General features: G+C 74.9%; 24 protein-coding genes. 15 read left to right on the top strand and 9 right to left on the bottom strand.

Going from position 1 to position 22768, the window contains the following annotated elements; genetic code table 11:
- Positions 1–126: 126 nt before the first annotated feature.
- Positions 127–936 carry a DUF3097 domain-containing protein gene (locus ACI799_RS17485; protein WP_456590214.1) on the bottom strand — a complete coding sequence of 270 codons (810 nt, stop codon included), beginning with the start codon at positions 934–936 and terminating at the stop codon, positions 127–129.
- A 348-nt stretch (positions 937–1284) separates the two neighbouring features.
- On the opposite strand from ACI799_RS17485, the gene ACI799_RS17480 reads away from it, so the two are divergent.
- The 5 genes from ACI799_RS17480 to ACI799_RS17460 all read left to right on the top strand — a co-directional run bounded on the left by ACI799_RS17480 (position 1285) and on the right by ACI799_RS17460 (position 6606).
- Positions 1285–2109 (top strand): DUF2382 domain-containing protein, encoded by an 825-nt coding sequence (locus ACI799_RS17480; protein WP_456599652.1) that lies wholly within the window; start codon positions 1285–1287, stop codon positions 2107–2109.
- A gap of 180 nt (positions 2110–2289) precedes the next feature.
- Positions 2290–2919 (top strand): TetR/AcrR family transcriptional regulator, encoded by a 630-nt coding sequence (locus ACI799_RS17475; RefSeq protein WP_456613566.1) that lies wholly within the window; start codon positions 2290–2292, stop codon positions 2917–2919.
- Positions 2916–4541: an acyl-CoA dehydrogenase family protein gene (locus tag ACI799_RS17470; RefSeq protein WP_456590217.1), complete on the top strand. Its 1626-nt coding sequence runs from the start codon at positions 2916–2918 to the stop codon at positions 4539–4541. The genes ACI799_RS17475 and ACI799_RS17470 overlap by 4 nt, the downstream gene beginning before the upstream one ends.
- A complete protein-coding gene (locus tag ACI799_RS17465; protein WP_456590218.1) occupies positions 4534–5043 on the top strand; it encodes a PaaI family thioesterase in 510 nt (169 codons plus the stop codon). The genes ACI799_RS17470 and ACI799_RS17465 overlap by 8 nt, the downstream gene beginning before the upstream one ends.
- Before the next feature lie 21 nt (positions 5044–5064).
- Positions 5065–6606: a class I adenylate-forming enzyme family protein gene (locus tag ACI799_RS17460; RefSeq protein WP_456613565.1), complete on the top strand. Its 1542-nt coding sequence runs from the start codon at positions 5065–5067 to the stop codon at positions 6604–6606.
- Between the two features lie 38 nt (positions 6607–6644).
- On the opposite strand, the gene ACI799_RS17455 is transcribed toward ACI799_RS17460, so the two are convergent.
- On the bottom strand, positions 6645–7940 hold the full coding sequence (locus tag ACI799_RS17455; RefSeq protein ID WP_456591150.1) for a M18 family aminopeptidase: 1296 nt from the start codon (positions 7938–7940) through the stop codon (positions 6645–6647).
- A gap of 72 nt (positions 7941–8012) precedes the next feature.
- Between ACI799_RS17455 and ACI799_RS17450 the strand changes: the two genes are divergently transcribed.
- From ACI799_RS17450 to ACI799_RS17430, 5 genes are all read left to right on the top strand, one after another.
- Entirely contained in the window at positions 8013–8900 is an 888-nt protein-coding gene (locus ACI799_RS17450; RefSeq protein ID WP_456591151.1) for an AAA family ATPase, read from the top strand.
- Positions 8893–10074, top strand: coding sequence for a vWA domain-containing protein (locus ACI799_RS17445; protein ID WP_456599650.1), 1182 nt, complete (start codon positions 8893–8895; stop codon positions 10072–10074). Before ACI799_RS17450 ends, ACI799_RS17445 begins: the two co-directional genes overlap by 8 nt.
- Positions 10055–11230 (top strand): XdhC family protein, encoded by a 1176-nt coding sequence (locus ACI799_RS17440; RefSeq protein ID WP_456613564.1) that lies wholly within the window; start codon positions 10055–10057, stop codon positions 11228–11230. The genes ACI799_RS17445 and ACI799_RS17440 overlap by 20 nt, the downstream gene beginning before the upstream one ends.
- A 5-nt stretch (positions 11231–11235) precedes the next feature.
- Positions 11236–11808, top strand: coding sequence for an MOSC domain-containing protein (locus ACI799_RS17435; RefSeq protein WP_456591154.1), 573 nt, complete (start codon positions 11236–11238; stop codon positions 11806–11808).
- Positions 11809–11924: 116 nt separating this feature from the next.
- The gene (locus ACI799_RS17430) at positions 11925–12596 is read left to right on the top strand and encodes a hypothetical protein (RefSeq protein ID WP_456613563.1); all 672 of its coding nucleotides are present in this window, start codon (positions 11925–11927) and stop codon (positions 12594–12596) included.
- A 26-nt stretch (positions 12597–12622) separates the two neighbouring features.
- Here ACI799_RS17430 and ACI799_RS17425 read toward each other — a convergent pair whose 3' ends face one another.
- From ACI799_RS17425 to ACI799_RS17415, 3 genes are all read right to left on the bottom strand, one after another.
- On the bottom strand, positions 12623–13423 hold the full coding sequence (locus ACI799_RS17425; protein ID WP_456591156.1) for a vWA domain-containing protein: 801 nt from the start codon (positions 13421–13423) through the stop codon (positions 12623–12625).
- 215 nt (positions 13424–13638) lie between these two features.
- Positions 13639–14532: an AAA family ATPase gene (locus ACI799_RS17420; protein ID WP_456613562.1), complete on the bottom strand. Its 894-nt coding sequence runs from the start codon at positions 14530–14532 to the stop codon at positions 13639–13641.
- Positions 14533–14673: 141 nt separating this feature from the next.
- Entirely contained in the window at positions 14674–15846 is a 1173-nt protein-coding gene (locus tag ACI799_RS17415; protein WP_456613561.1) for an NDMA-dependent alcohol dehydrogenase, read from the bottom strand.
- A gap of 122 nt (positions 15847–15968) precedes the next feature.
- Between ACI799_RS17415 and ACI799_RS17410 the strand changes: the two genes are divergently transcribed.
- Together ACI799_RS17410 and ACI799_RS17405 are read left to right on the top strand one after the other, a co-directional pair.
- Positions 15969–17411, top strand: a complete 1443-nt coding sequence (locus ACI799_RS17410; RefSeq protein ID WP_456591159.1) for a bifunctional 3-(3-hydroxy-phenyl)propionate/3-hydroxycinnamic acid hydroxylase — start codon at positions 15969–15971, stop codon at positions 17409–17411.
- A gap of 105 nt (positions 17412–17516) precedes the next feature.
- Entirely contained in the window at positions 17517–18041 is a 525-nt protein-coding gene (locus tag ACI799_RS17405) for a hypothetical protein (protein ID WP_456591160.1), read from the top strand.
- Here the strand turns inward: ACI799_RS17405 and ACI799_RS17400 are convergent.
- From ACI799_RS17400 to mftR, 3 genes are read right to left on the bottom strand one after another with little or no spacing between them, the layout of a single operon-like run.
- A complete protein-coding gene (locus tag ACI799_RS17400; RefSeq protein WP_456591161.1) occupies positions 18038–18454 on the bottom strand; it encodes a DUF1707 SHOCT-like domain-containing protein in 417 nt (138 codons plus the stop codon). The genes ACI799_RS17405 and ACI799_RS17400 overlap by 4 nt on opposite strands.
- Positions 18455–18486: 32 nt before the next feature.
- Positions 18487–19779, bottom strand: coding sequence for a pre-mycofactocin synthase MftD (gene mftD, locus ACI799_RS17395; RefSeq protein ID WP_456613560.1), 1293 nt, complete (start codon positions 19777–19779; stop codon positions 18487–18489).
- Between the two features lie 57 nt (positions 19780–19836).
- Positions 19837–20421, bottom strand: a complete 585-nt coding sequence (gene mftR / locus ACI799_RS17390; protein WP_456591163.1) for a mycofactocin system transcriptional regulator — start codon at positions 20419–20421, stop codon at positions 19837–19839.
- 117 nt (positions 20422–20538) lie between these two features.
- Between mftR and mftA the strand changes: the two genes are divergently transcribed.
- From mftA to mftC, 3 genes are read left to right on the top strand one after another with little or no spacing between them, the layout of a single operon-like run.
- Positions 20539–20673 (top strand): mycofactocin precursor MftA, encoded by a 135-nt coding sequence (gene mftA, locus ACI799_RS17385; RefSeq protein WP_456591164.1) that lies wholly within the window; start codon positions 20539–20541, stop codon positions 20671–20673.
- 8 nt (positions 20674–20681) lie between these two features.
- Complete coding sequence (gene mftB, locus ACI799_RS17380; protein ID WP_456613559.1) at positions 20682–20999, top strand: mycofactocin biosynthesis chaperone MftB; 318 nt, start codon at positions 20682–20684, stop codon at positions 20997–20999.
- A complete protein-coding gene (mftC, locus tag ACI799_RS17375; RefSeq protein WP_456591166.1) occupies positions 20996–22222 on the top strand; it encodes a mycofactocin radical SAM maturase in 1227 nt (408 codons plus the stop codon). The genes mftB and mftC overlap by 4 nt, the downstream gene beginning before the upstream one ends.
- A gap of 42 nt (positions 22223–22264) precedes the next feature.
- Here mftC and ACI799_RS17370 read toward each other — a convergent pair whose 3' ends face one another.
- Positions 22265–22744, bottom strand: a complete 480-nt coding sequence (locus ACI799_RS17370; RefSeq protein WP_456591167.1) for a pyridoxamine 5'-phosphate oxidase family protein — start codon at positions 22742–22744, stop codon at positions 22265–22267.
- Positions 22745–22768 lie beyond the last annotated feature (24 nt).

The raw sequence follows: 22768 nt of genomic DNA, 5'->3' as shown, positions 1-22768 counted from the left end.
CTATGCCCCGCGGGGTTACTTGACCCGCGCCGACCGAGGTCCGGGCACACGTGGTGGGGACCTGGCACACGGTCGACGCTGAGCCAGGACCCCTGACGATCAGGTCACCTGATCATCATCGGAGCGTCAGTCGGTCGTGACGAAGTCGATCAGCTCCTCGACCCGGCCGATGAGCGTCGGCTCCAGGTCGGTCCAGACCTTCACCCGGGCCAGGATCCGCTGCGCCCACACGTAGCCGGTGTCGTCCTCCCAGCCCAGCCGCTTGCAGACACCGGTCTTCCAGTCCTCGCCCTTGGGCACGGTCGGCCAGGCCTTGATGCCGACGACGGACGGCTTGACCGCCTGCCAGATGTCGATGAACGGGTGCCCGACCACGAGCGCGTGGTCCCCGGTGATCTGGGCGGCGATCCGCGACTCCTTGGAGCCGGTCACCAGGTGGTCCACGAGCACGCCGAGCCGCCGTCCCGACGACGGCCGGAAGTCGCGCACGATCCCGGGCAGGTCGTCCACGCCGTGCAGCGGCTCGACGACGACGCCCTCGATGCGCAGGTCGTGGCCCCAGACCTTCTCCACCAGCTCGGCGTCGTGCTTGCCCTCGACGTAGATGCGCCCCTCGCGGGCCACCCGCGCCCGCGCGCCGACCACGTAGGTCGAGCCCGACGCGCTCCGCTGCGGGCCCGAGGGTGCGTTCTGCTTCGGGCGCACCAGCACCACCGGCCGGCCGTCGACCCAGAAGCCGGGCCCCAGCGGGTAGGCGCGGACCTTCCCGAACCGGTCCTCGAGGTGGACGACGTCCTTCTCGCAGCGCACCACGGCGCCGACGAACCCGCTGCTGGGGTCCTCGACGACGACGTCCTTGAGCGCCTCGACCTGGGGGCTGGGCTTTTTGACGGTACGCGGGTGGACCAGGTTGTCGTACGGCGAACGGGGAGGCACGCCGACGACGCTAGGCATGCTGTCGGCACGGTCGTGGGCGACGCGCCGACCCGCGTGCCGGACCGATCCCGGACGACACGCCCGGGCAGGTCCAAAACACGCAGAGTGAGCGTGGCTGCGGCAGTTGCCGGGCGCAACGGGCGATCCGGTGGTGCGCCACGGATACGCGCGTGACCTGCGCCGATGGCCGTTCCGGAGCCCGTGGAGCGCTCCGGGACCGTGACGGGCGGAGCGCTCCGGGCCGGGTCGATCCGCCGTCGGTCTCGATCGGTTCGTTTCGCTGCGACCGTGCCGGTCACCCATCGGAGGGACGAACATCCCCGAGCTCAGATAGGAGCGACAACGACGATGATCGGCACCGAGACCATCAGCCGAGTGATCGGCCAGGACGTCTACGACGAGACCGGCAGCAAGATCGGGTCGGCCTCCGAGGTCTACCTGGACGACGAGACCGGCCAGCCCGAGTGGGTCACCGTGAAGACCGGCATGTTCGGGACGAAGGAGTCCTTCGTCCCCATCCGTGACGCCGACCTGACCGACGACGGTCTCCGCGTACCGGTGAGCAAGGACCGCGTCAAGGACGCGCCCAAGATCGACACCGACGGTCACCTCTCCCCGCAGGAGGAGGAGGAGCTCTACCGGTACTACGGCATGGGCACGGGCACGACCGGGACGACCGGCCGCACCGACACCATGACCGAGACCACGGGCGTGGCGGGGACCACCGGCACGGCCGACACGGACCGCACCGACACCCGGGGCACTGTCGGCCGCGACACCTCCGGCCCGACCACGGACGACGCCATGACCCGCTCGGAGGAGCGGCTGGACGTCGGCACCCGCCGCGAGGAGACCGGTCGCGCCCGCCTGCGCAAGTACGTGGTGAGCGAGAACGTGACCGAGACCGTCCCCGTGTCCCACGAGGAGGTCCGGGTCGAGCGCGAGCCGATCACCGACGCCAACGCCGGCAAGGCGATGGACGGGCCGGCCATCAGCGAGGAGGAGCACGAGGTCACCCTCCACGCCGAGAAGCCCGTCGTCGCCAAGGAGGCGGTCCCGGTCGAGCGCGTCCGGATGGACAAGGAGACCGTCACCGACCAGGAGACGGTCAGCGCCGACGTGCGCAAGGAGCAGGTCGAGGTCGACGGCGCGGACGACGCCCGTCGGCGGTGAGCCCACCCCGGCCGAGGGCCGGGGCACCTGACGAACGGCGGCCGGCCGGGGAGATCTCTCCTCGGCCGGCCGCCGTCAGCATGTCCGGGCACGGGCCCCTTGCGCGCCCGTTCTGAACCGTGGTTCACTCCTTCCTGTCCGCGACTGAACCGCGGTTCACTTCTTTATCGGGAGGGCGCCGTGCCGTACCGCGCCACCGAGCTCACCCGGCGCACCGCCGAGCGCAGGCGCGAGACCCTCCTCGCTGCGGCCCGGCACCTGGTCGCCGGGCACGGGTTCGCCGCCGCGACCGTGGCCGCGATGGCCCGGGAGGCCGGCGTCAGCGTGGGTTCGGTCTACTCGCACTTCGACAGCCGCGAGTACCTGCTCGCCGAGGTGTTCCGCAGCGCGGCCGCCCACGAGCTCGCCGCCGTCCGCACCGCCGTCGCCGACGCCGGGCCCCGGCCCGCGGACCGGCTGGACGCGCTGGTGCGCACGTTCGCCGGGCGGGCGCTGCAGGGGCGGCGCATGGCCTGGGCCCTGCTCTTCGAGCCGGTCACGTCCGGGGTCGACGCCGAGCGCCTGGTCTTCCGCCGCTCCTACACCGAACTGGGCGAGCAGATCGTCCACGACGGCATCGCCGAGGGCGTCTTCGTCGAGCAGGACGTGGTCCTCGCCGCGTCGGCCGTGATGGGGGCCATCTCCGAGGCGCTCGTCGACCGGCTCCGCCCCCTCGGCCCGGCGACGACCACCCCCACCACCGACCACGACGTGATCACCGGGATCCGGAGCTTCTGCTTCCGGGCCCTGGGTGCGGAGGAGCTCCAGTGACCAGCACGCACGAGGTGTTCAACCAGGCGCCACCGCGGGTGGACATCGACGAGTACCGGACGAACGCGGTGCTGACCGAGGCGGTCAAGCGCTACGACGCGCAGTGGGCGGACGAGGCGCTCGGCGAGGTCGGCGTGCTGGTGGGGCGGGCGGACTTCCAGCGCGACGCCGAGCTGGCCAACACCCATCCCCCCGTCTTCGCCGGCCACGACCGGTGGGGCCACCGGGTCGACGCGGTGGAGTTCCACCCCGCCTACCACCGGATCATCGGCGCGGCGGTCGAGCACGGGGCGCACACCAGCTGCTGGTCCGCCCCGAGGCCGGGTGCGCACGTCGCCCGCGCGGCCACCTTCATGCTCTTCGCCCAGGTGGAGGCGGGCCACTCCTGCCCGGTGAGCATGACCCACGCCGTCGTGCCCTCCCTCCGGCACTCGCCCGAGCTCGCCGCGGAGTGGCTGCCCCGGGTGTACTCGCGCGACTACGACCCCGAGCTGCGCGACCCGGCCACCAAGCCCTCGGCGATCTTCGGCATGGCGATGACCGAGAAGCAGGGCGGCTCCGACGTGCGGGCCAACACCACCCGCGCCGTCGACGCCGGTGACGGCACCTGGCGGCTCACCGGGCACAAGTGGTTCTGCTCGGCGCCGCAGTCCGATGCGTTCCTCGTCCTCGCCCAGACCGGCAGCGGGCTGTCCTGCTTCCTCGTCCCCCGGGTGCTGCCCGGCGGCGAGCGCAACGTGTTCCGCATCCAGCGGCTCAAGGACAAGCTGGGGAACAAGTCCAACGCCTCCTCCGAGATCGAGCTGGACGGGACCGTCGGGTGGCTCCTCGGGGAGGAGGGGCGCGGCGTGCGCACCATCATCGAGATGGTCGGCCAGACCCGCCTGGACTGCGTCCTGGGCAGCGCCGCCGGCATGCGGCAGGCCGTCGCGGAGGCGGCCTGGCACGCCCGGCACCGCAGCGCGTTCGGTGCCACGCTGGTCGACCAGCCGGCGATGACCGCAGTCCTCGCCGACCTGCAGCTGGAGGCCGAGGCCGCCACCTGGACGGCACTGCGGCTGGCCGCCGCCTACGACAGCGAGGACGAGGAGTCGGTCGCCTTCCGCCGGCTGGCCACCGCGGTGGCCAAGTACTGGGTCTGCAAGCGCGGGCCGAACCACGCCTACGAGGCGATGGAGTGCCTGGGCGGCAACGGCTACACCGAGAGCTTCCCGCTGGCCCGCCGCTACCGGGAGCAGCCGGTGATGGCGATCTGGGAGGGCTCGGGCAACGTCATCGCCCTCGACGTGCTGCGAGCCATGGCGCGCGAGCCCCGGTCGGTCGAGGCCGTCGACCGGGAGATCTCCTCCGCGCTCGGGCAGCACCGGGAATTCGACGCGCACGTCGCGACCACCCGGCGGCTCCTCGCCCGGGCGCAGGCGGACCCCGCGGCCGCGCCCGGCCTCGCGCGGCGGGTGGTGGAGTCGCTCGCGCTGGCCCTGCAGGGCGCCGTCGTGATCCGCGAGGCGCCCGGCGCCGTCGCCGACGCCTTCGTCGCCGCGCGGCTGGGTGAGGAGCGCGCCCTCGAGTACGGCGCCCTGGACCCCTCGCTGGACCTCGCCGCCATCGTCGCCCGTGCCTGATCCGGCAGTGGACGCGACGGCGCCGGTGACCCGGGCCGCCGATCCCCCGCTGTCACCGGCCATCGCCGAACGCGTGCTCGCGGACCAGCCGTTCAGCCGGCTCCTCGGTGCGCGGCTCACCGGCTTCGGCGACGGCGCGGCCGTCCTCGAGCTGTCGGTGCGCCCGGAGCTGACCCAGCAGAACGGCCACGTGCACGGCGGTGTGCTGGCCTACGCAGCCGACAACGCGGTCACCTTCGCCGGTGGCTCGGTGCTCGGACCGGCCGTGCTGACCGGGAGCCTCACCCTCGACTACCTGGCGCCGGCACGGGGCCGCACCCTCCGGGCGCGCGCGTCCGTGGTCCACACGACCGGACGGAGGGCCGTGTGCCACTGCGAGGTCCTGTCCGTGGACGACGCCGGTGCCACGACCCCGGTCGCCATCGCCCAGGGCACCGTCGTCGCCGTGCGGCCGGCGCCTCCCCGACCCGGCGGCGCGGCCGACCGCGCCGCCACTCCCTGACCCGACCCGGAGGACCCATCCATGCACCTGACCGCCGTGCTCGAGCGTGCCGCCCGCCTCGTGCCCACCAAGGAGGCCCTGGTCACCGACGACGGGGCGATCACCTACGCCGAGCTGCTGGACCGGGCCCGCCGGGCGGCCCGGGTGCTCATCGACGCCGGCGTCCGGCCCGGCGACCGGGTCGCGGTGATGACGTACAACACCCCGGGCTTCGTCATCGGTGCCTTCGGCACCTGGTTCGCCGGCGGGGTGCTGGTGCCGGTGAACCACAAGCTCGCCGTCCCCGAGGTCAGGTACGCCGTCGAGCACAGCGGCGCGACCGTGGGCGTCGTCGCCGGCGCCCTCGCCGGCACGGCGACCGAGGCCAGTCCGGGCACGACCTGGCTGACCACGGAGACCGGCGCCGGGGGGCTCCCCCACCTCGACACGCTGGTCGACGCGGCGACCCCTGTGGCCGGCCCGGCCGTGGACGACGACGCCTCCCCGGCCGAGATCCTCTACACGTCCGGCACGACGAGCTCTCCCAAGGGCTGCGTGCACACCCACCGCACCATCTCGGCGGTCGCGCCGCTGATCGTCAGCACCCTGGGGTTCACCCGGGACGAGCGGTTCCTGCTCGCGATGCCCATCTGGCACGCCGCCCCGCTGAACGACTGGCTGCTGACCATGGTGTTCCTCGGGGCCACCACGGTCCTGCAGCGCGAGTACGACCCCGCCGGTTTCCTGCGGGCGGTCGAGCGGCACCGCGTCACCGCGTTCTTCGGAGCGCCGATCGCCTACCTGGCACCGGTGCAGCTGGCGCGTGCGGGGCGGCTGTCGCTGGCCGACGCCGACCTGTCGAGCGTGGACAAGTGGCTCTACGGCGGCGCCCCGCTGGGCGAGCAGGTGGCCCGGGCGCTGGTCGACGCCTACGGCACCGACCGCTTCTTCCAGGTGTACGGGATGAGCGAGATGGGCCCGGTCGGCACGGCGCTGTACCCGGCCGAGCAGCTGGCGAAGGCCGGATCGATCGGCCGGGGTGGCATGCCCGGTGTCGATCTGCGCGTGGTCGCCGCCGACGGCACGGACGTCGGCCCGGGCGGCGTGGGCGAGATCTGGCTGCGCGCCGACACCCGCATGGCCGGCTACCACGGCAACGAGCAGGCCACGGCCGACGTGTTCGTCGGCCCCTGGTTCCGCACCGGCGACGTCGCCCGGGTGGACGAGGACGGCTACCTCTTCATCGTCGACCGGCTCAAGGACGTGATCATCGTCGGCGGGGAGAACGTGCACTCGCAGGAGGTCGAGGAGGTCCTGCGCGGTCACGACCGGATCGCCGACGTCGCCGTCGTCGGCCGGCCGCACGAGGAGTGGGGCGAGACCGTCGTGGCCGTCTGCGTGAGCGCGGACGGCGAGGAGATCACCCTGGACGAGGTGCGGGACTTCCTCGGGGACAAGCTCGCGCGGTACAAGCTCCCGCGCGAGGTGGTGACCGTCGACGTGCTGCCGCGCAACCCGTCGGGCAAGCTCACCAAGCAGGTCATCCGCGACGGCCTGGCCGAGCGGGCGCCGGCAGCCACCTGAGCCGGTGGACCGCCGGGCGCGGCCCGGCGGTCCACCGGTCAGCCAGCCAGGCAGGCGGTGAGTGCCCCCACCATGAGCGGCACGTCGCGGGCCGAGGCCAGCTCCCGGCAGGAGTGCATGGCGAGCATGGGGGCGCCGATGTCGACCGTGGTGACTCCCAGCCTGGTCGCCGTCAGCGGGCCGATGGTGCTCCCGCACGGGAGGTCCGCCCGCGTGACGAACGTCTGCACCGGGACGCCGGCGTCGTCGCAGCGCTCGGTGAACCAGCCCCCGGAGGCCGCGTCGGTGGCGTAGGCCTGGTTGGCGTTCACCTTGAGCACCGGCCCGCCGCCGAGCTCGGGCCGGTGCGCCGGCTCGTGCCGCTCGGCGCGCGTCGGGTGCACGGCGTGGGCCATGTCGGCCGACACGAGCACCGACCGGGCCAGCGCCCGGTGCACCGCCTGCGCATCCGCAGGAGCGGTCGCCGCGGCCAGCCGCTGGACGACGTCCTCGAGGAAGCTGCCGCGGGCGCCGGACATGGAGCCGCTGCCCACCTCCTCGTGGTCGTTGCAGACCAGCAGCTGCGTGCGTGCCCCGGCCGGTGCGGCCAGCAGGGCCAGCAGCCCGGAGTGGCAGCAGGCCAGGTCGTCGAGCCGGGGGGCGGCCACCCACGTGCCGTCCGCCCCGGCGCGCGACGCCGGCTGGGTGTCGGCCAGCACCAGGTCGGTGCCGACGACGTCGCCGGCGTCCACCCCGGCCGTGGCGGCGAGGGCCTCGGTGAGCCCCGGCCCGGTGCCGAGGTCGCGGTCCCACACCGGCACCAGGTGCTGCTGCGGGTCGAGGGTCAGCCCCTCGCGGACGCTCCGGTCGAGGTGGATGGCGAGGGAGGGCAGCCGCAGCGGGGCGCCGGGCAGCCGCACCAGGGTCGTCCCGCCCCCGCGCAGCACCAGCCTCCCGGCCACGGTCAGCTCCCGGTCCAGCCAGGTGTGCCACAGCCCGCCGCCGTAGGGCTCGACGCCCACCAGGCGGTACCCCGACTGCCGGACGTCGTTGCGCGGCCGCACCTTGAACGTCGGCGAGTCGGTGTGCGCGCCGACCAGCCGCATCCCGGTCTCGGCCAGCGGGCCGCTGCCCATCCGGAAGGCGATGAGGCTGCCGTGCCGGACGACGAAGTGCTGCCCGCCGGGCGCCGGTGCCCAGGAGTCCGCCTCGGCCAGCTCGGTGAACCCGGCTGCGCGCAGCCGGCGCGCCAGCTCGGCGACCGCGTGGGCGGGGGACGGCGAGGCGTCGACGAAGGCCCGCAGGTCGTCGCCGAGGGCGAGCTCGTCGGTCGGGGCGGCATCCGGCGTCGGCATGCGGTCATCGTGCCCGACGCCCGGACGGAGGCGGGGGAGCGGGAGGAAGCGCCCAGGTGGGATGCTCGGGAGGTGAGCCAGCGCACGGTCCCCGGGAGCCCCGACGAGCTGTCCGCCGCCTTGGCGGGCACCGGCTACCTCGCCGACGAGGGGCTGGCCACCGCCGCGCACCTGGCGCTGGCCATGCACCGGCCGCTGTTCCTCGAGGGCGAGGCCGGCGTCGGGAAGACGGCGCTGGCCCAGGCGCTGGCGGAGATCACCGGCCGGCCGCTCTACCGGCTGCAGTGCTACGAGGGGCTCGAGGCCAGCCAGGCGCTCTACGACTGGGACTTCGGCCGTCAGCTGCTGCACCTGCGCGCCGCCGAGGCCGCGCACGCCGCCGACGACCCCGCGCGGCTGGAGGCCTCGCTCTACGACCGCCGGTTCCTCCTGGCCCGGCCGCTGCTGCAGGCGCTGGAGGACTCCCCGAGCGTGCTGCTCGTCGACGAGGTGGACCGCGCCGACGACGAGTTCGAGGCGTTCCTGCTGGAGGTGCTGTCGGACTTCACCATCTCCATCCCGGAGCTCGGCACGGTGCGGGCGGAGACCCCGCCGCTGGTGGTCCTCACCTCCAACCGCACCCGCGAGGTGCACGACGCGCTCAAGCGGCGCTGCCTGTACCACTGGCTGGCGCACCCCGACTTCGACCGCGAGGTGGCGATCCTGCGCCGTCGGCTGCCCCAGGTCACCGACGAGCTGGCCCGGCAGGTGGCCCGGGCGACGGCGACGCTGCGCACCCTCGACCTGCTCAAGCCGCCCGGGGTCGCGGAGGCGATGGACTGGGCGACGGCGCTGCACACGCTCGGGGCCCGGGACCTGGACCCCGACCTGGCGGCGCGGACGCTCGGCGCGGTGCTCAAGTACCGGGAGGACACCGAGCGGGTGCGGTCGCTGGACCCGGAGGCGCTGCTCGGTGGCTGACGCGTCGGGGACGGCGGAGCGGGACGTCGTCGACACCGTGCTGGGCTTCGCCCGGACGCTGCGGCACGCGGGCGTGACCGCCTCCCCGGACCGGGTCCAGGCCATGCTCGCCGCCCTGGGCCACCTCGACGTCCTCCAGCCGTCGGCGGTCTACTGGGCCGGCCGGCTGACCCTCTGCGCCGGCCCCGACGACCTCGACCGCTACGACGCGGCCTTCCTGGCCTGGTTCTCCGGGCGACGCCCGCGCCCCGCCCCGGCACCGGTGCAGGTGCGGCCGCAGCTGGCCGCCAGCGCGCCGCTCGACGCGGGCACCGGCGAGGGGGACGAGGACCCGGACACCCCCGACCTGGCCGCCCGCGCCAGCGCGGACGAGGTGCTGCGACACCGTGACGTCGCCGGGCTGACCGACGCCGAGCGCGCCCACCTGCGCCGGCTGTTCGCCCTGCTGGTCCCGGCCGCCCCGATGCGCCCGGCCCGGCGACGGCGGCCGGCGGCCCACGGCGGTGTGCACCCGGGCCGGACCGTGCGCCGGGCGCTGCGCGAGGGCGGCGAGGTCAGCCGGCTGGTGCACCGCCGCCCGCGGCCGCGCCCCCGCCGCGTCGTGCTGCTGGTCGACGTCTCCGGGTCGATGACGCCCTACGCCGACGCGCTGCTGCGGTTCGCCCACGCGGCGGTGCGGGCCCGGCCGGCGTCGACCGAGGTGTTCACGATCGGCACCCGGCTGACCCGGGTCACCCGCGAGCTGCGGCTGCGCGACCCGGACCGGGCGCTGGCCGCCGGGGGGCAGGCGATCCCCGACTGGTCCGGCGGTACCCGGCTCGGCGAGGTGCTCAAGGCCTTCCTCGACCGGTGGGGCCAGCGCGGCACCGCGCGCGGCGCCGTGGTGGTGGTGTGCAGCGACGGCTGGGAGCGTGGGGACACCGGCCTGCTCCGTGAGCAGATGGCCCGGCTGCGGCGGCTCGCGCACGCCGTCGTCTGGGTCAATCCGCACAAGGGCCGGACGGGGTACGAACCCCTCACCGGCGGGATGCAGGCGGCGCTGCCGTCGGTCGACCACTTCGTGGCCGGGCACAGCATGGCCGCGTTCGAGGAGCTGTCGGGGGTGCTGCAGGAGCCGCGCGGGCAGCACCGGAGATCTGGGGAGGAGTTGCCGGATGCGAGACGTGCTCGATGACCTGGTCGGCTGGTGGCAGGCGGGGGAGACCGTCGGCGTGGGCACCGTGGTGGGCACCTGGCGCTCGGCGCCGCGGCCCGCCGGCGCGTCGATGCTGGTCGGACCCGACGGCACGGCGGTGGGCAGCGTCTCCGGCGGCTGCGTCGAGGGCGCGGTGTACGAGGAGGCCAGGGACGCCGTCGCCACCGGGGAGCCCACGCTGCGCCGGTACGGGGTCAGCGACGACGACGCCTTCTCCGTCGGGCTGACCTGCGGCGGGATCCTCGACGTCTTCGTGGAGGCGGTGTCGCGCGAGTCCTTCCCCGAGCTGGGGGAGGTCGCGGAGTCGGTGGGGCGGCACGAGCCGGTCGCCGTCGTCACCGTGGTCGCCGGCCCCGACGACCGGCTGGGGCGCCGTCTGGTGCTCTGGCCCGACCGGTCCTCGGGGACGCTGGGCTCGCGGCGGCTGGACGACGCCGTGGCCGACGACGCCCGCGGCATGCTCGTCGGCGGCCGCACCGGGCTGCTGCACGTGGGGCGCGACGGCGAGCGGCGCGGCGACGACCTCACCCTGTTCGTGAACTCCTTCGCCCCGGCCGCCCGCATGGTGGTGTTCGGCGCCATCGACTTCGCCGCCGCCGTCGCCCGGGTCGGCGCGTTCCTGGGCTACCGGGTCACCGTCTGCGACGCCCGGCCGGTGTTCGCCACCCCCAAGCGCTTCCCGGAGGCGCACGAGGTGGTGGTCGAGTGGCCGCACCGCTACCTGCAGGCCGAGGTCGACGCCGGGCGCATCGACGAGCGGACGGTGCTCTGCGTGCTCACCCACGACCCGAAGTTCGACGTCCCGCTGCTGGAGGTGGCGCTGCGCACCCCGGTCGCCTACGTCGGGGCGATGGGCTCGCGGCGCACCCACGACGAGCGCGTCGCCCGGTTGCGCGAAGCCGGGCTGGGCGACGAGGAGCTGGCCCGGCTCTCCTCGCCGATCGGCCTGGACCTCGGTGCCCGCACCCCGGAGGAGACGGCGGTGTCGATCGCCGCGGAGATCATCCAGGGGCGCTGGGGCGGCAGCGGCCGGCGGCTGGCCGAGGTCTCGGGCCCCATCCATCAAGGACCCCCCGGCCCCCCGCCACTCGCAGGCTCGCGACGGGCCCCTGCCGAGGGGCCGAGAGACCGCTGAGGGACGTGTCCGCGCTCCCCTTCCGCTACGGGGTGGAGGTCGTGGGTCTGCTGGCCTCGCCGGCGCACCGGTACGACGGCCGCCCCGGCGCGGCGGTGCCTGCGCAGGCCGACGACCGGCGGGAGCGGCTGGAGATCCGGGCGGGGGTCGGCATCGTCGGGGACCGGTACGCCGGGCGGCCGGCCCACCGGGACGCCCAGGTCACGGTGCTGGCGGTGGAGTCGCTGGAGTCGCTCGCCGCCGAGCTGGGCGCCCCGCCGTTCGACCCGCTGCTGGCCCGGCGGAACGTGGTGCTGCGGGGTGCCGAGGTGGAGGCGCTCCGCGGCCGGGAGTTCGCGCTGGACTGCGGCGCGGGACCGGTGCTGCTGCGCGGCGGGCGGGCGGCGAACCCCTGCGCCTGGATGGACCTGGTCCTCGCGCCCGGCGCGCACCGCGGGATGCGCGGTCGCGGCGGGGTGCGCTGCGCGGCGCTCTCCGACGGCCGGCTCGAGCTGGGACCCGCCGTCCTGACCAGCGCCGTGCCGCTGGATCCCGCCGCGGCAGGGCGGGCCCGCTCCCTGGCGCCGGGTCGCCGCTGACCTGCGACACGCCGGGCGGACCGGCTGCTGGCGGTCGCGCCGCACGCCCCGCAGTATTCCGTCCGGCCGGACGTCCGAGATCCGGAGACGTGTACTCCGGAGGTCCTCCCGTGCGCATGCGCATCCCCCAGTTCGCCGTCGCCGCCGCGAGCGCCCTGCTCCTCACCGCCTGCGGGAGCAGCAGCCCGCTCGACGGCATGACCGGGCCCGAGGTCGCCGACGCGGCCGCCGACGCCCTGGAGGAGGCCGGTTCGTTCCACGTCACCGGCACCATGGCGGAGGGCGGCGAGGAGGGCGAGCTCGACCTGCACCTGCAGGGCGACGACGTCACCGGTTCGGTGACCATGGGCGGGTCCGAGATCGAGCTGCTCCGGGTCGACGGCGAGGTGTACCTGCAGGCACCGTCGGACTTCTGGGCCTCCTTCGGCATGCCGGCGGAGATGGCCTCGCAGTTCGACGGCCGCTGGGTGATCGTCCCCGGTGAGGCCGTGGCCGAGTTCGAGGAGATCTCCCTCGACGGGTTCGTCCAGCAGTTCCGCGACCCGGACAGCGAGATCGCCGAGGAGGTCAGCTCCGAGGAGCTCGACGGCGAGGACGTGGTGGTCGTGGAGCAGGAGGACGGCAGCCGGTTGTTCGTCGCCGACGACGAGCCGGCCTACCCGCTGCAGGTCACGACCGGCGAGGGCGGCGACTCCGGCACCGTCACCTTCAGCCGGTTCGGCGAGGAGGAGGAGATCTCCGCCCCCGCCGACCCGATCGACCTCATGTCGATGATGGGCGTCTCCTGACGCCTGCTGTCCCGGCGTCGCGCCGGTCAGCCCAGCAGCTCCCGGACGGCTGACGGGGCCTGCGACGCCCGGTGCAGCGCGGCCACCCTCCCGCCGCCGGCGGCGGCGAGGGTGGTGCAGGAGGTCATCGCCTCGTCCTCGGCCGACAGCGCGAGCACCTGGAGCCGCGCCGGTATGCGAGCCAGCGACGCCGCGGCGTCCACCGGGTCGGGGCTGTCGGTCGCGACGCCGTCGGAGAGCAGCAGCACGTGGCGGTCGGCGGCGCGGGAGCGCGCGAGCTGCGTCGCCGCCGTCCGCAGCGCCAGCTCGAGGTCGGTGGTGCCGCCGCCCCTGAGGTCGCAGAGCCGGTCGACGACGACGTCCGCGCGGGGATCGGCCGACAGCGGGCGCAGCACCACGGCCTTCGACCAGAAGGCGACGACGCCGAGCTCGTCGCCCGGCCGCATGCGCTGGGCCAGGGCCGACGCCGTGAGCACCGCGGCGGCGAGTTCGTCCCCGGCCACCGACCCCGACGCGTCGACGAGCAGGACCACCGCGCGGCCGGTGGAGCGCCAGCCCCTCGTGTGCAGGTGCTCGGCGCGCCACCGGGGCTCGGCCCCCCGCGCGGCCAGCGTCGCGTCGAGGTCGACGTCTGAACCGGTCGGGTCGCGCCGGGTGACCATCCGGCTGGTGCCGGGGCGGTCGGGAGTGCCGGTGCGCGGGTTGCCCAGGGGCAGCCGTGCGGCCAGCGCCCGCGCCGCGGCGCGCAGCCGGGGGTCGAACGCGCGGGCGGCCGCGGCGAGCACCCGGGCGGCAGCGTCCGGGTCGCGGGCGGCCAGGTCGGCCACGGCCTCGGCGTCGAGGGTCCCCGCCTCCGGCGAGACGGTGTCGAAGTCGGGGTTGCTGCGCGAGAGCTCGTCGCGGCTGGACCGGCGCGCGCCCTGGGCACGCAGCAGCTCCTCGACCTGCTCGGGGTCCTCGACGACGCGGGGCGGGCCCGACGCCGGTCGCTCGCCGGCCGGCGCCGGCGGGGGTGGCGGCCCGGGGGACGCCTCCCCGGGCGTCAGGCTTTTCCCAGCTCCTCACCGGCCCGGCGCCAGATGTCGGCGACGACGTCCTCCACCGGGCGCGCCACGCCGTCGCCCCGGGTCACCTTGCCGGTGAGCGCGGCGAGGGCGGCGTCGAGCCCGGTCGCCTCCTGCAGGGGGGAGGTCTCCCGGACGGCGGCGAGCTCCACGGCGATCAGCACCGTGTCGATCGCCCCCCGCACGGAGGCGCCGATGCGCAGCTCGGGGTGGTCGCGCGTGATGCGGACCGCCCGCACCGCCCGGGCGACCAGCGTTGCCTCCCCGCCGGTCACCGCCTCGGCCACCCGCAGCTCGGCGTCCTCGTCCTGGTAGGCCATCGCCACCCGGCAGGAGCGGTCGTAGAGGGCCGGTGTGACCCGCGCGGTGCCCACCGCGTCGAACGGGTTCATCGCCGCCACCAGCCGGAAGGTGGGCCGCGCCGCGACCCGGCCGTAGCGGGGCACGTGCATCTCCCGCTCGGAGAGGACACCGAGCAGGACGTTCATCGTCTCCTCGGGGACCCGGTTGAGCTCCTCGACGTAGAGCAGCGAACCCTCGGTCATGGCCCGGGTGAGCGGCCCCGGCACGAAGTTCTCCGGCCGGTAGTCCTCGGTGAGGACCCGGGAGGCGTCGTGGTGGCCGACCAGCCGGGTGGGTGTCAGCTCCGCGTTGCCCTCGACGAGCACGAGGGGGACCCCGGCGCCGTCGGCCAGGGCGCGCAGCAGCGTGGTCTTGCCGGTGCCGGGTGGGCCCTCCAGCACGACGTTGCGCCCGGCGGAGAGCGCCGCGGCGACCACCTCCGCCTCCCGCAGGCGGTCCACCACGCGCTGACGGGCCACGCGGACCATCCCGCCCACGTCGAGGTGGGCGGCGCTGCGCGTGCTGGTCACGATCCTGTCCCGGCCGGTGCCACGTCCTGGCTCAGCTCCCGTCGTCCTGGCTCACCTGGTGTGGTCCTGGCTCACCGTCGACCGTGAGCCAGGACCCCTGATGATCAGGTGACCTGATCATCAGGGGTCGGAGGCCGGGGCTCAGTCGTAGACGATGACGCCGCGGATGTTCTTGCCGGCGTGCAGGTCCTCGTAGCCCTGGTTGATGTCGTCGAGCTTGTACCGCTTGGTGATCAGCTCGTCGAGCTTGATGGCACCCTCCTGGTAGAGCCGCAGCATCTTCAGCATGTCGGCGCTGGGGTTCTGGTCCCCGAACAGCGCGCCCCGGATCTCCTTGGTGAACAGCGCCAGCATGCTCGGGTTGATCGGGATGCCGACGTCGGTGAGGTCGCCGAGGCCGGTGATGACCACCCGGCCGCCCTTGCCGAGCGCCTCGACGCCCTGGGCGACGTGCTCGCCCTTGAGCACGCCGACGGTGATCAGGACCTTGTCCGCGCCCTGGCCGTTGGTGACGCTGCGACCGAACTCGGCGGCCTCGTCGATGCTCGCGAAGGCGTGCGTGGCGCCCAGCTCCATCGCCTTCTCGCGCTTGAAGTCGATGGGGTCGACGGCGATGACGTGACTCGCGCCGGCGTGCGCAGCGCCCTGGACGGCGTTGATCCCGATGCCGCCGACACCCATGACGATGACGGTGTCGCCGGCCCGCACCTCGCCGGCCTGCACGGCGGTGCCCCAGCCGGTGCCGACGCCGCAGCCGACCAGGCAGGCGACGTCGAGCGGGATGTCCTTCGGGATCTTGACCGTGGAGCGGACGTCGACCGTCGTCACCTCGGCGAACGTGCCCAGCCCGCACATCTGGCCGACCGGGGTGCCGTCGGAGGTCTGGAAGCGGAAGCTCTCGGCGTCGTCCCAGCGGGAGCCGACCAGGAGGTTGGCGCCGGAGTCGCAGATGTACTGCTGGCCGTTCGCGCAGTACCGGCAACGGCCGCAGCCGGGGAGGAAGGAGAAGACGACGTGGTCACCCTCCGCGAAGTCCTTCGTCCCGGGGCCCACCGCGGTGACGACGCCGGCGCCCTCGTGGCCGCCGAGGAAGGGGTAGTGCCCGACGGGCATGTCCCCGGTGGCGATGTGGTCGTCGGAGTGGCACATGCCGGAGGCGGCGAGCTTCACCTGGAGCTCACCGACCTGGGGGTCGTCGGCGACCAGGTCGGTGACCTCCCACTTGCCGGGGGCTGAGCGCAGGATCGCGCCGCGGGTGTTCACGGGCACAGGAACCTCCTCGTCGCCCTCGTCGTCGAGGGCCGTCCACCTCATGCGCGGGCACGCATGCCTGCCGCGCACGCTATGACCCCGATCACACCCTGGGAAGGGGCATGCAACGTTGGCGCCGGGCCCACCGGCCTCGGTGCAACGTTCGGGGCCCGCACACTGGTCCGGTGCCCCGCCCCCCGGTCGTCGTCGTCGGCGCGGGGCCCGTCGGGCTCACCGCCGCGCTGCTCCTGGCTCGCACCGGGCTCCCCGTCGTCGTCGTGGAGCGGCACGCGGCCCCCTATCCGCTGCCCCGCGCGGTGCACCTGGACGACGAGGTGTTCCGCGTGCTGCAGGCGGCCGGCGTGGCCGACGACGTCGCCGCCCGCTGCCGGCCGATGGCCGGGCTGCGCCTGCTGGACGCCGCCCACCGGGTGCTGGCCGAGTTCCGGCGCGCCCCGGACGCCGGCACGAACGGCTGGCCGCAGGGATCGTTCGTGCACCAGCCCGATCTGGAGGAGGTGCTGGCGGCCGCGGTCGCGTCGACGCCCGGGATCGAGGTGCACCGCGGGAGCGAGGTGACCGGGCTCGACCAGGACGGCGGCGGGGTGACCGTGCGGGTGACCGACCGGGCGACCGGGGCGGACCGCTCCGTCCGGGCGGTGGGGGTCCTCGGCTGCGACGGCGCGAACAGCACCGTGCGGAAGCTGATCGGCGCCCGGATGCGTGACCTCGGCCCCGCCGACCGCTGGCTGGTGGTCGATGCGCGCGCGCCGGTCCCGCTGCCGGTCTGGCCGGGGGTGCACCAGGTCTGCGACCCGGGCCGGGCGGCCACGTTCATGCCGGTGACCGGCGACCGCTACCGCTGGGAGTTCCGGCTGGCGCCGGGCGAGACGGCCGAGGAGCTCGCCGACCCGGCCCGGCTGGCGGCGCTGCTGGCCCCGGTCGCCCGCGGCACGGAGGTCGAGGTGGTCCGTGCGGTGGAGTACACGTTCCGGGCGCAGGTGGCCGACCGCTGGCGCGACGGCCGGGTGCTGCTGGCCGGAGACGCCGCCCATCTCACCCCGCCGTTCGTGGGGCAGGGCCTGGGCCTGGGGCTGCGCGATGTGCACCAGCTGGCCTGGAAGCTCGCCGCCGTGCTGGCCGGGGAGGCCGGTGAGGAGCTGTTGGACACGTACCAGGCCGAGCGCGAGCCGCACGCCCGGGCGCTGATCCGGGTGGCGCTGCTGCTCGGGCGGCTGATGACCGGCGGCGGGCGCGGGGGCGCCGTCGCCCGCCGGGCCGTGCTGACCGCCGTCCGGCGGATCCCGGCCGTCGCCCGGCTGGCCACCGACAGCCGGACCCCGCCGCTGCGCCGCGGCCCGCTGGTGGCGCGCCGCGGCCGGGCCGGCCGCCGGCTGGCCGGGACGCTGGTCCCGCAGCCGGAGGTGCTCGTCGACGGCCGGCCGTGCCGGCTGGACGACGTCCTCGGCGAGGGGTGGGCCGAGCTGTCCGCGGAGCTCGTGGTGCGCCGGGCCGACGGGACGGAGGTGCGGATCGTCGATCCCAGCGGCACGCTGCGCCGATGGCTGGGGCCGGCCGCCGCGGTGCGGGTCCGCCCCGACCGCATCGTGGCCGCCGTCCGCCGGTGAGGCTCCCGCCCACCGCCGAGAGCCGGTGCACCCGGACGGGTGTTCCGGCCGAGGAGGGCGCCTCGACCGCTTGTCCCGGCGGGCGGGTGTGGTGATCCTCGGTCGGTGAACGAGTGGTTGACGCGGGCGTCGCGCACGCAACTGGGGCTCATCATGGGGCTCTTCTGCGGGGCGGGTGCGGCGTTCGGCGTCGCGGTCCTCGGCGGGCAGGGCTGGAGCGCTGCCGTGCCCGGAGCCGTCGGAGCGGCGATCGGTGGAGGCCTGGTCGGGGCGACGCTGATGCACGGGCAGCTCCGGCGCCAGGCAGAGGCGGTCGGCGTGCTGGGGGGACGCGCCCGGCGCGCCGCCGGGCGGGCGTCGCTGCGGGGGCCCGTACCCGAGGACCCGGAGACCCGCGCCGCCGCCTACGCGCTGGTGGAGCACGCACTCGCCGAACGCCGGCGCAACCGCGTTCCCAGCGTGGTTGGCGCGGTGGTCCTCCTCGCGATGACGGTCTACCTGGCCGTGCAGGCGTCACCCTGGTGGTGGATCGGGGTGGCGGTCCTGGCCGGGTTGCTGGCGTACGGCTGGTTCGTGCTGCCCCGGCGGTTGCGGCGCCGGGCCGAGCTGCTGGACCCCGACGCCGGCTAACGCGGCCGGCCGATGCCGACCGCGTAGAGGGTGCCCAGCACGGCACCCGGCGGGAGCGCCACGTAGAGCCACCACGGGTGGATCCCGCCCACGGTGGCCTCGAGGATCCCCCAGACCACCAGGTTCACCAGGCTGATGCACGCCCAGATGATCACGAGCACCTTCATCGCGGTGCCGGCGTCGTCGTCGCTGAACGCCCGGCGCGGCCCCGGGGGCGGGGGCAGCGCGGGCAGGTCGGCGGTGACCCGGGCAAGGTCGCCCCGGGTCCGCGCCGCCCACACGGCCTGCACCCGCTCGTCGAACTCGTGCAGGTCGAGCTGCCCGGCGTCGTGCGCCCGCTGCAGCCCGGCCTGCACGTCGGCGCGCTCGGCGTCGGAGATGCGGAGGTCCTCGGGTCGGACCGGCTGGCTCACACCGGACATCCTGGCAGGCGTCCGGCCCGGCGTCAGGCCTCGCGGCGCCGCCGGGCCGGGGAGGTGGCCAGGAGCGCGTTCTCCACCGCGGTGTCGCCGAGTGCCCGCTCGAACCCCGGGGGGACGACGAGGTCGTCGCGGGAGAGGTCGGCGACGTCGGAACGCCCGAGGCCGACCATCGCGGAGCCGAGCCCGTCGCGCAGCAGGTCGAGGACGTTCTCCACCCCGGCCTGGCCGTTGGCGGCGAGGCCCCAGAGGTAGGCGCGGCCGATCATGACCGCCTTCGCGCCCAGCGCCAGGGCCTTGGCGACGTCGCCACCGCGCCGGATCCCGCCGTCGAGCAGCACCTCGATCTGGTCGCCCACCGCGTCGGCGACCGCGGGCAGGGCCCGGACCGAGGCGGGGGTGCCGTCGAGGTTGTTGCCGCCGTGGTTGCTCACCGAGATGGCGGTGACGCCGGCGTCGACGGCGCGCTTGGCGTCGTCCACCCGCATGACGCCCTTGAGCATGAACGGGCCGTCCCACTGGGAGCGCAGCCAGGCGACGTCCTCCCACGTGGGCATCGGCGACTGCTGCCACATGCCGTAGGCGCCGAAGAACGTCGGCGCCGGCTCGCCCGGCGTCGCCACCATGTTGGGCACGGTGAGGTCGGGCAGCTTGCGGGTCCTCGCGAAGTCCAGCAGCCAGCGCGGCTTGACCAGCACCTGCGGCGCGTACTTGCGGGCGGCCTGGAAGTCGATCTTCTCCGGGATGAACGGGCTGCCCCAGTCGCGGCCGTAGGCGAACGACCAGTCGAGGGTCGCGATCATCCCGACGGCCCCGGCCTGCTTCGCCCGGTCCATCCGGGCGAGCATCTCGTCGCGCGTGCCCACCCAGTACATCTGGAAGAACGTCTGCGGGTTGGCTGCGACGACCTCCTCGATCGGCTTGCTGGCGAAGCTCGACAGGCCCATGGCCACCCCGCGGGCGGCAGCGGCCCGCGCGACGGCCACCTCACCGTCGGGGTGGACGGCCTGCACGCCGGTCGGGCTGATCATGACCGGCATCGACATGGGCTGGCCCATGACCGTCACGGCCGTGTTCCGCTCGTTGGCCAGCCCGGCGGTGTGCGGCGCGAAGCCGATCTCGGCGAAGGCGGCGAGGTTGTCCTCGAGGGTCAGGCCGCGCTCGGAGCCGGCGACCAGCGCGCCGTAGACGCCCTTCGGCAGCCGCTTCTTCGCCCGGCGCTGCGCCTCGGCGACCGATTCGAACCACGCGTTGGCCATGGGCATCTCCTTCGTCGGCCCGGTGCGCCGGGCGGTGGGCCGGCGCGAGGCCGGTGGCACTGAGTGCCAGGCTAGCGCCGCGGGTGAGACGCCGACCACACCGGCCGCCCGGACGGGTCAGCCGCGCAGGCTGGGGAAGCCCGCCGCCATCTCGTCGAACGCCAGGTGCAGGTGCCCGGTCAGGGACGACGCGTCGTCGGCGAGCCACGCCTCGAAGGCCGTCGTCGCCGCTGCGCGCGTGCTCGCCGCGACCAGGCGGGGCAGCAGCCCGCTGGGGGAGCTGCCCGTCCGGGCGGCGACGTGCTGGGCGACGACCCGGTCGACCTCGGCGAAGCGCAGCTGGCTGTGGGCCAGCAGGGCGGGCTCGGTGAGGATCAGCCGCATGCGCTCCCGCAGCAGCGGCAGCTCGGCTGCCGGGTAGTCGTTGACCTCGAGGTACGCCGCGCAGACCGAGGTGAGCACCGGCTGCGCCGGGTCGGCCGCGGCGAGCAGCTGCTGGAGCCGGGCGACGTGACCGGCGAAGTCGCCCCACACGGCGTCGGCCTTGGTGGGGAAGTAGCGGAAGAAGGTCCGGCGGCTGATGCCGGCGGAGTCGGCGACCTCGTCGCTGGTGACCTCCTCGAAGCCGCGCACGGTGAAGAGGTCCAGGGCCGCGCGCTCGACACGGGCGCGCCCCGCCGGCGCCGTCCTCGTCTCCACCACGCGCGCATTCTGCCCGGTGGGCGTGGCGCCCGGCGCCCGCCGACCCCGCTCTTGCTCCTGGCACCGGGTGTCACTAACGTCCGCCTCGACCATGTGACCGCGTTCACGGAGGCCCCCATGCCCGAGCCCACCCAGACCGACGTCGCCGCCGCCGAGTTCCGGACCCCCGAGGCCCCCGCCACCGAGGAGGCCCTCGTCGAGGAGTCGCTCGTCGAGGAGGTCTCCATCGACGGCATGTGCGGCGTGTACTGATCGACGCCGTGCCGACGACGAACGGGACCGGCCCGGCGACCGGGACGGCCGCCGGCTTCGACGCGGAGCTGCCCTGGCGCCGGGCCCGTTCCGTCGCGCTGCGGCCGGAGCCGTTCGGCGCGCTCGTCTACCACTTCGGCAACCGGAAGCTGTCGTTCCTGAAGTCGAAGACGCTGGTCGCGGTCGTCGAGGCGCTGGGCGACCACCCCAGCGCGGCGGCGGCCCTGACCGCGTGCGGCGTCCCCGACGCCCAGCGCGGCGCCTACGTGAAGGCGCTGGCCGACCTCGCCCGCTCGCAGATGATCGAACGCCGGGAGACCCAGTGACCGCAGTGCTGCCCGCCCGCCCCGAGCGCCCCACCGGCGGGCGGCTGATCGACCAGTTCGAGTACGGGCTGGACGCCCCGATCTGCCTGACCTGGGAGCTCACCTACGCCTGCAACCTGGCGTGCGCCCACTGCCTGTCCTCGTCGGGCCGGCGCGACCCGCGCGAGCTCTCCACCGCCGAGGCCGAGGCGGTCATCGACGAGCTGCAGCGGATGCAGGTCTTCTACGTCAACGTCGGCGGCGGCGAGCCCACGGTGCGGCCGGACTTCTGGCACCTGCTCGACTACGCCATCGGCCACGACGTCGGGGTCAAGTTCTCCACCAACGGCGTCAAGCTGGACAAGCAGCGGGCCGCGCAGCTGGCCCGCACCGACTACGTCGACGTGCAGATCTCCCTGGACGGCGCCACCGCCGAGGTCAACGACCGCGTCCGCGGCACCGGCTCCTACGCCACCGCGATCCGGGCGTTGGAGAACCTGGCCGAGGCCGGGATGAAGGACTTCAAGGTCTCCGTCGTCGTCACCCGGGAGAACGCCGGCCAGCTGGACGAGTTCAAGGCGCTCACCGACTCCTTCGGCGCCCAGCTGCGGATCACCCGGCTGCGCCCCTCGGGCCGCGGAGCCGACGTCTGGGACCAGCTGCACCCGACGGCCCAGCAGCAGCGGGAGCTGTACGACTGGCTGCTGGCCAACGGCGAGGGCGTGCTGACCGGCGACTCGTTCTTCCACCTGTCGGCGTTCGGCGAGGCGCTGCCGGGGCTCAACCTCTGCGGCGCCGGCCGGGTGGTCTGCCTGATCGACCCGGTGGGCGACGTCTACGCCTGCCCGTTCGCCATCCACGAGAACTTCCTCGCCGGCAACGTGCGCTCACCCGGCGGCTTCCGGAAGGTGTGGCAGGAGAGCGAGCTGTTCGCCGACCTGCGCAGCCCGCAGACGGGCGGCGCCTGCACGAAGTGCGCGCACTTCGACGCCTGCCGCGGCGGCTGCATGGCGGCGAAGTTCTTCACCGGGCTGCCGCTGGACGGGCCCGACCCCGAGTGCGTGCAGGGCTACGGGGAGACGGCGCTGGCGGCCCGCGACGTCGAGCTGGTCACCCCGCGCAGCCACATCGACCACTCGCACAAGGGCCCGGTCCGCGGGCAGCCCACGCTGCTCGGCATGCCCGCGCTGCCGCCGGCGAAGGCCTGCGACGAGTCGCCCCTGGCGGGCCTCGACCTGCGCTGAACCCCGGCGCCGGCCCGCGGGGCCGGCGCCGGGCGGCCGCTGCTAGAGGTCGACCTTCTTGTTCTCCCCCGCGTCGATCCGCTCGCCGGTGGCCTTGGCCTTCACGAAGCTGAACGCGGTGGCCAGCCGGCCGCCCGGGCTGTCCCAGTACTCCGCCGAGTCGCCCTCGACCTTGATCAGCACGACGTCGGGGTCCTCGGGGCCGTTCGGGAACCAGGCCTCGACGCCGCCGTTCCACAGCTCCTTCTTCTTGGCCAGGTCGTCCACCACGACGGCGTGACCGGTGAGCGACACCCAGGTGCCGCCGGAGCCGATGCCGACGTTCACCTGGGGCTGCGCGGCGATGTGCGCCACCGGGTGGGAGCCGCGCTCGGCGAAGAACCACAGGTCGCCGTCGAACTCGACCTCCTGCAGCGTCATCGGCCGGCTGGTCAGCTTGCCGCCGGGGGCGATGGTGGTGAGGAAGCCGAAGCGCTCCCCCTTGATCAGCTCGGCGACCTTGCGGGTGTCCTCGGTACTCATGCCGGGCTGGTGCCCACGGTGGTC

The organism is Blastococcus sp. SYSU DS0753, from assembly GCF_054051175.1.
This window is presented reverse-complemented; position numbering and strand designations above follow the sequence as displayed.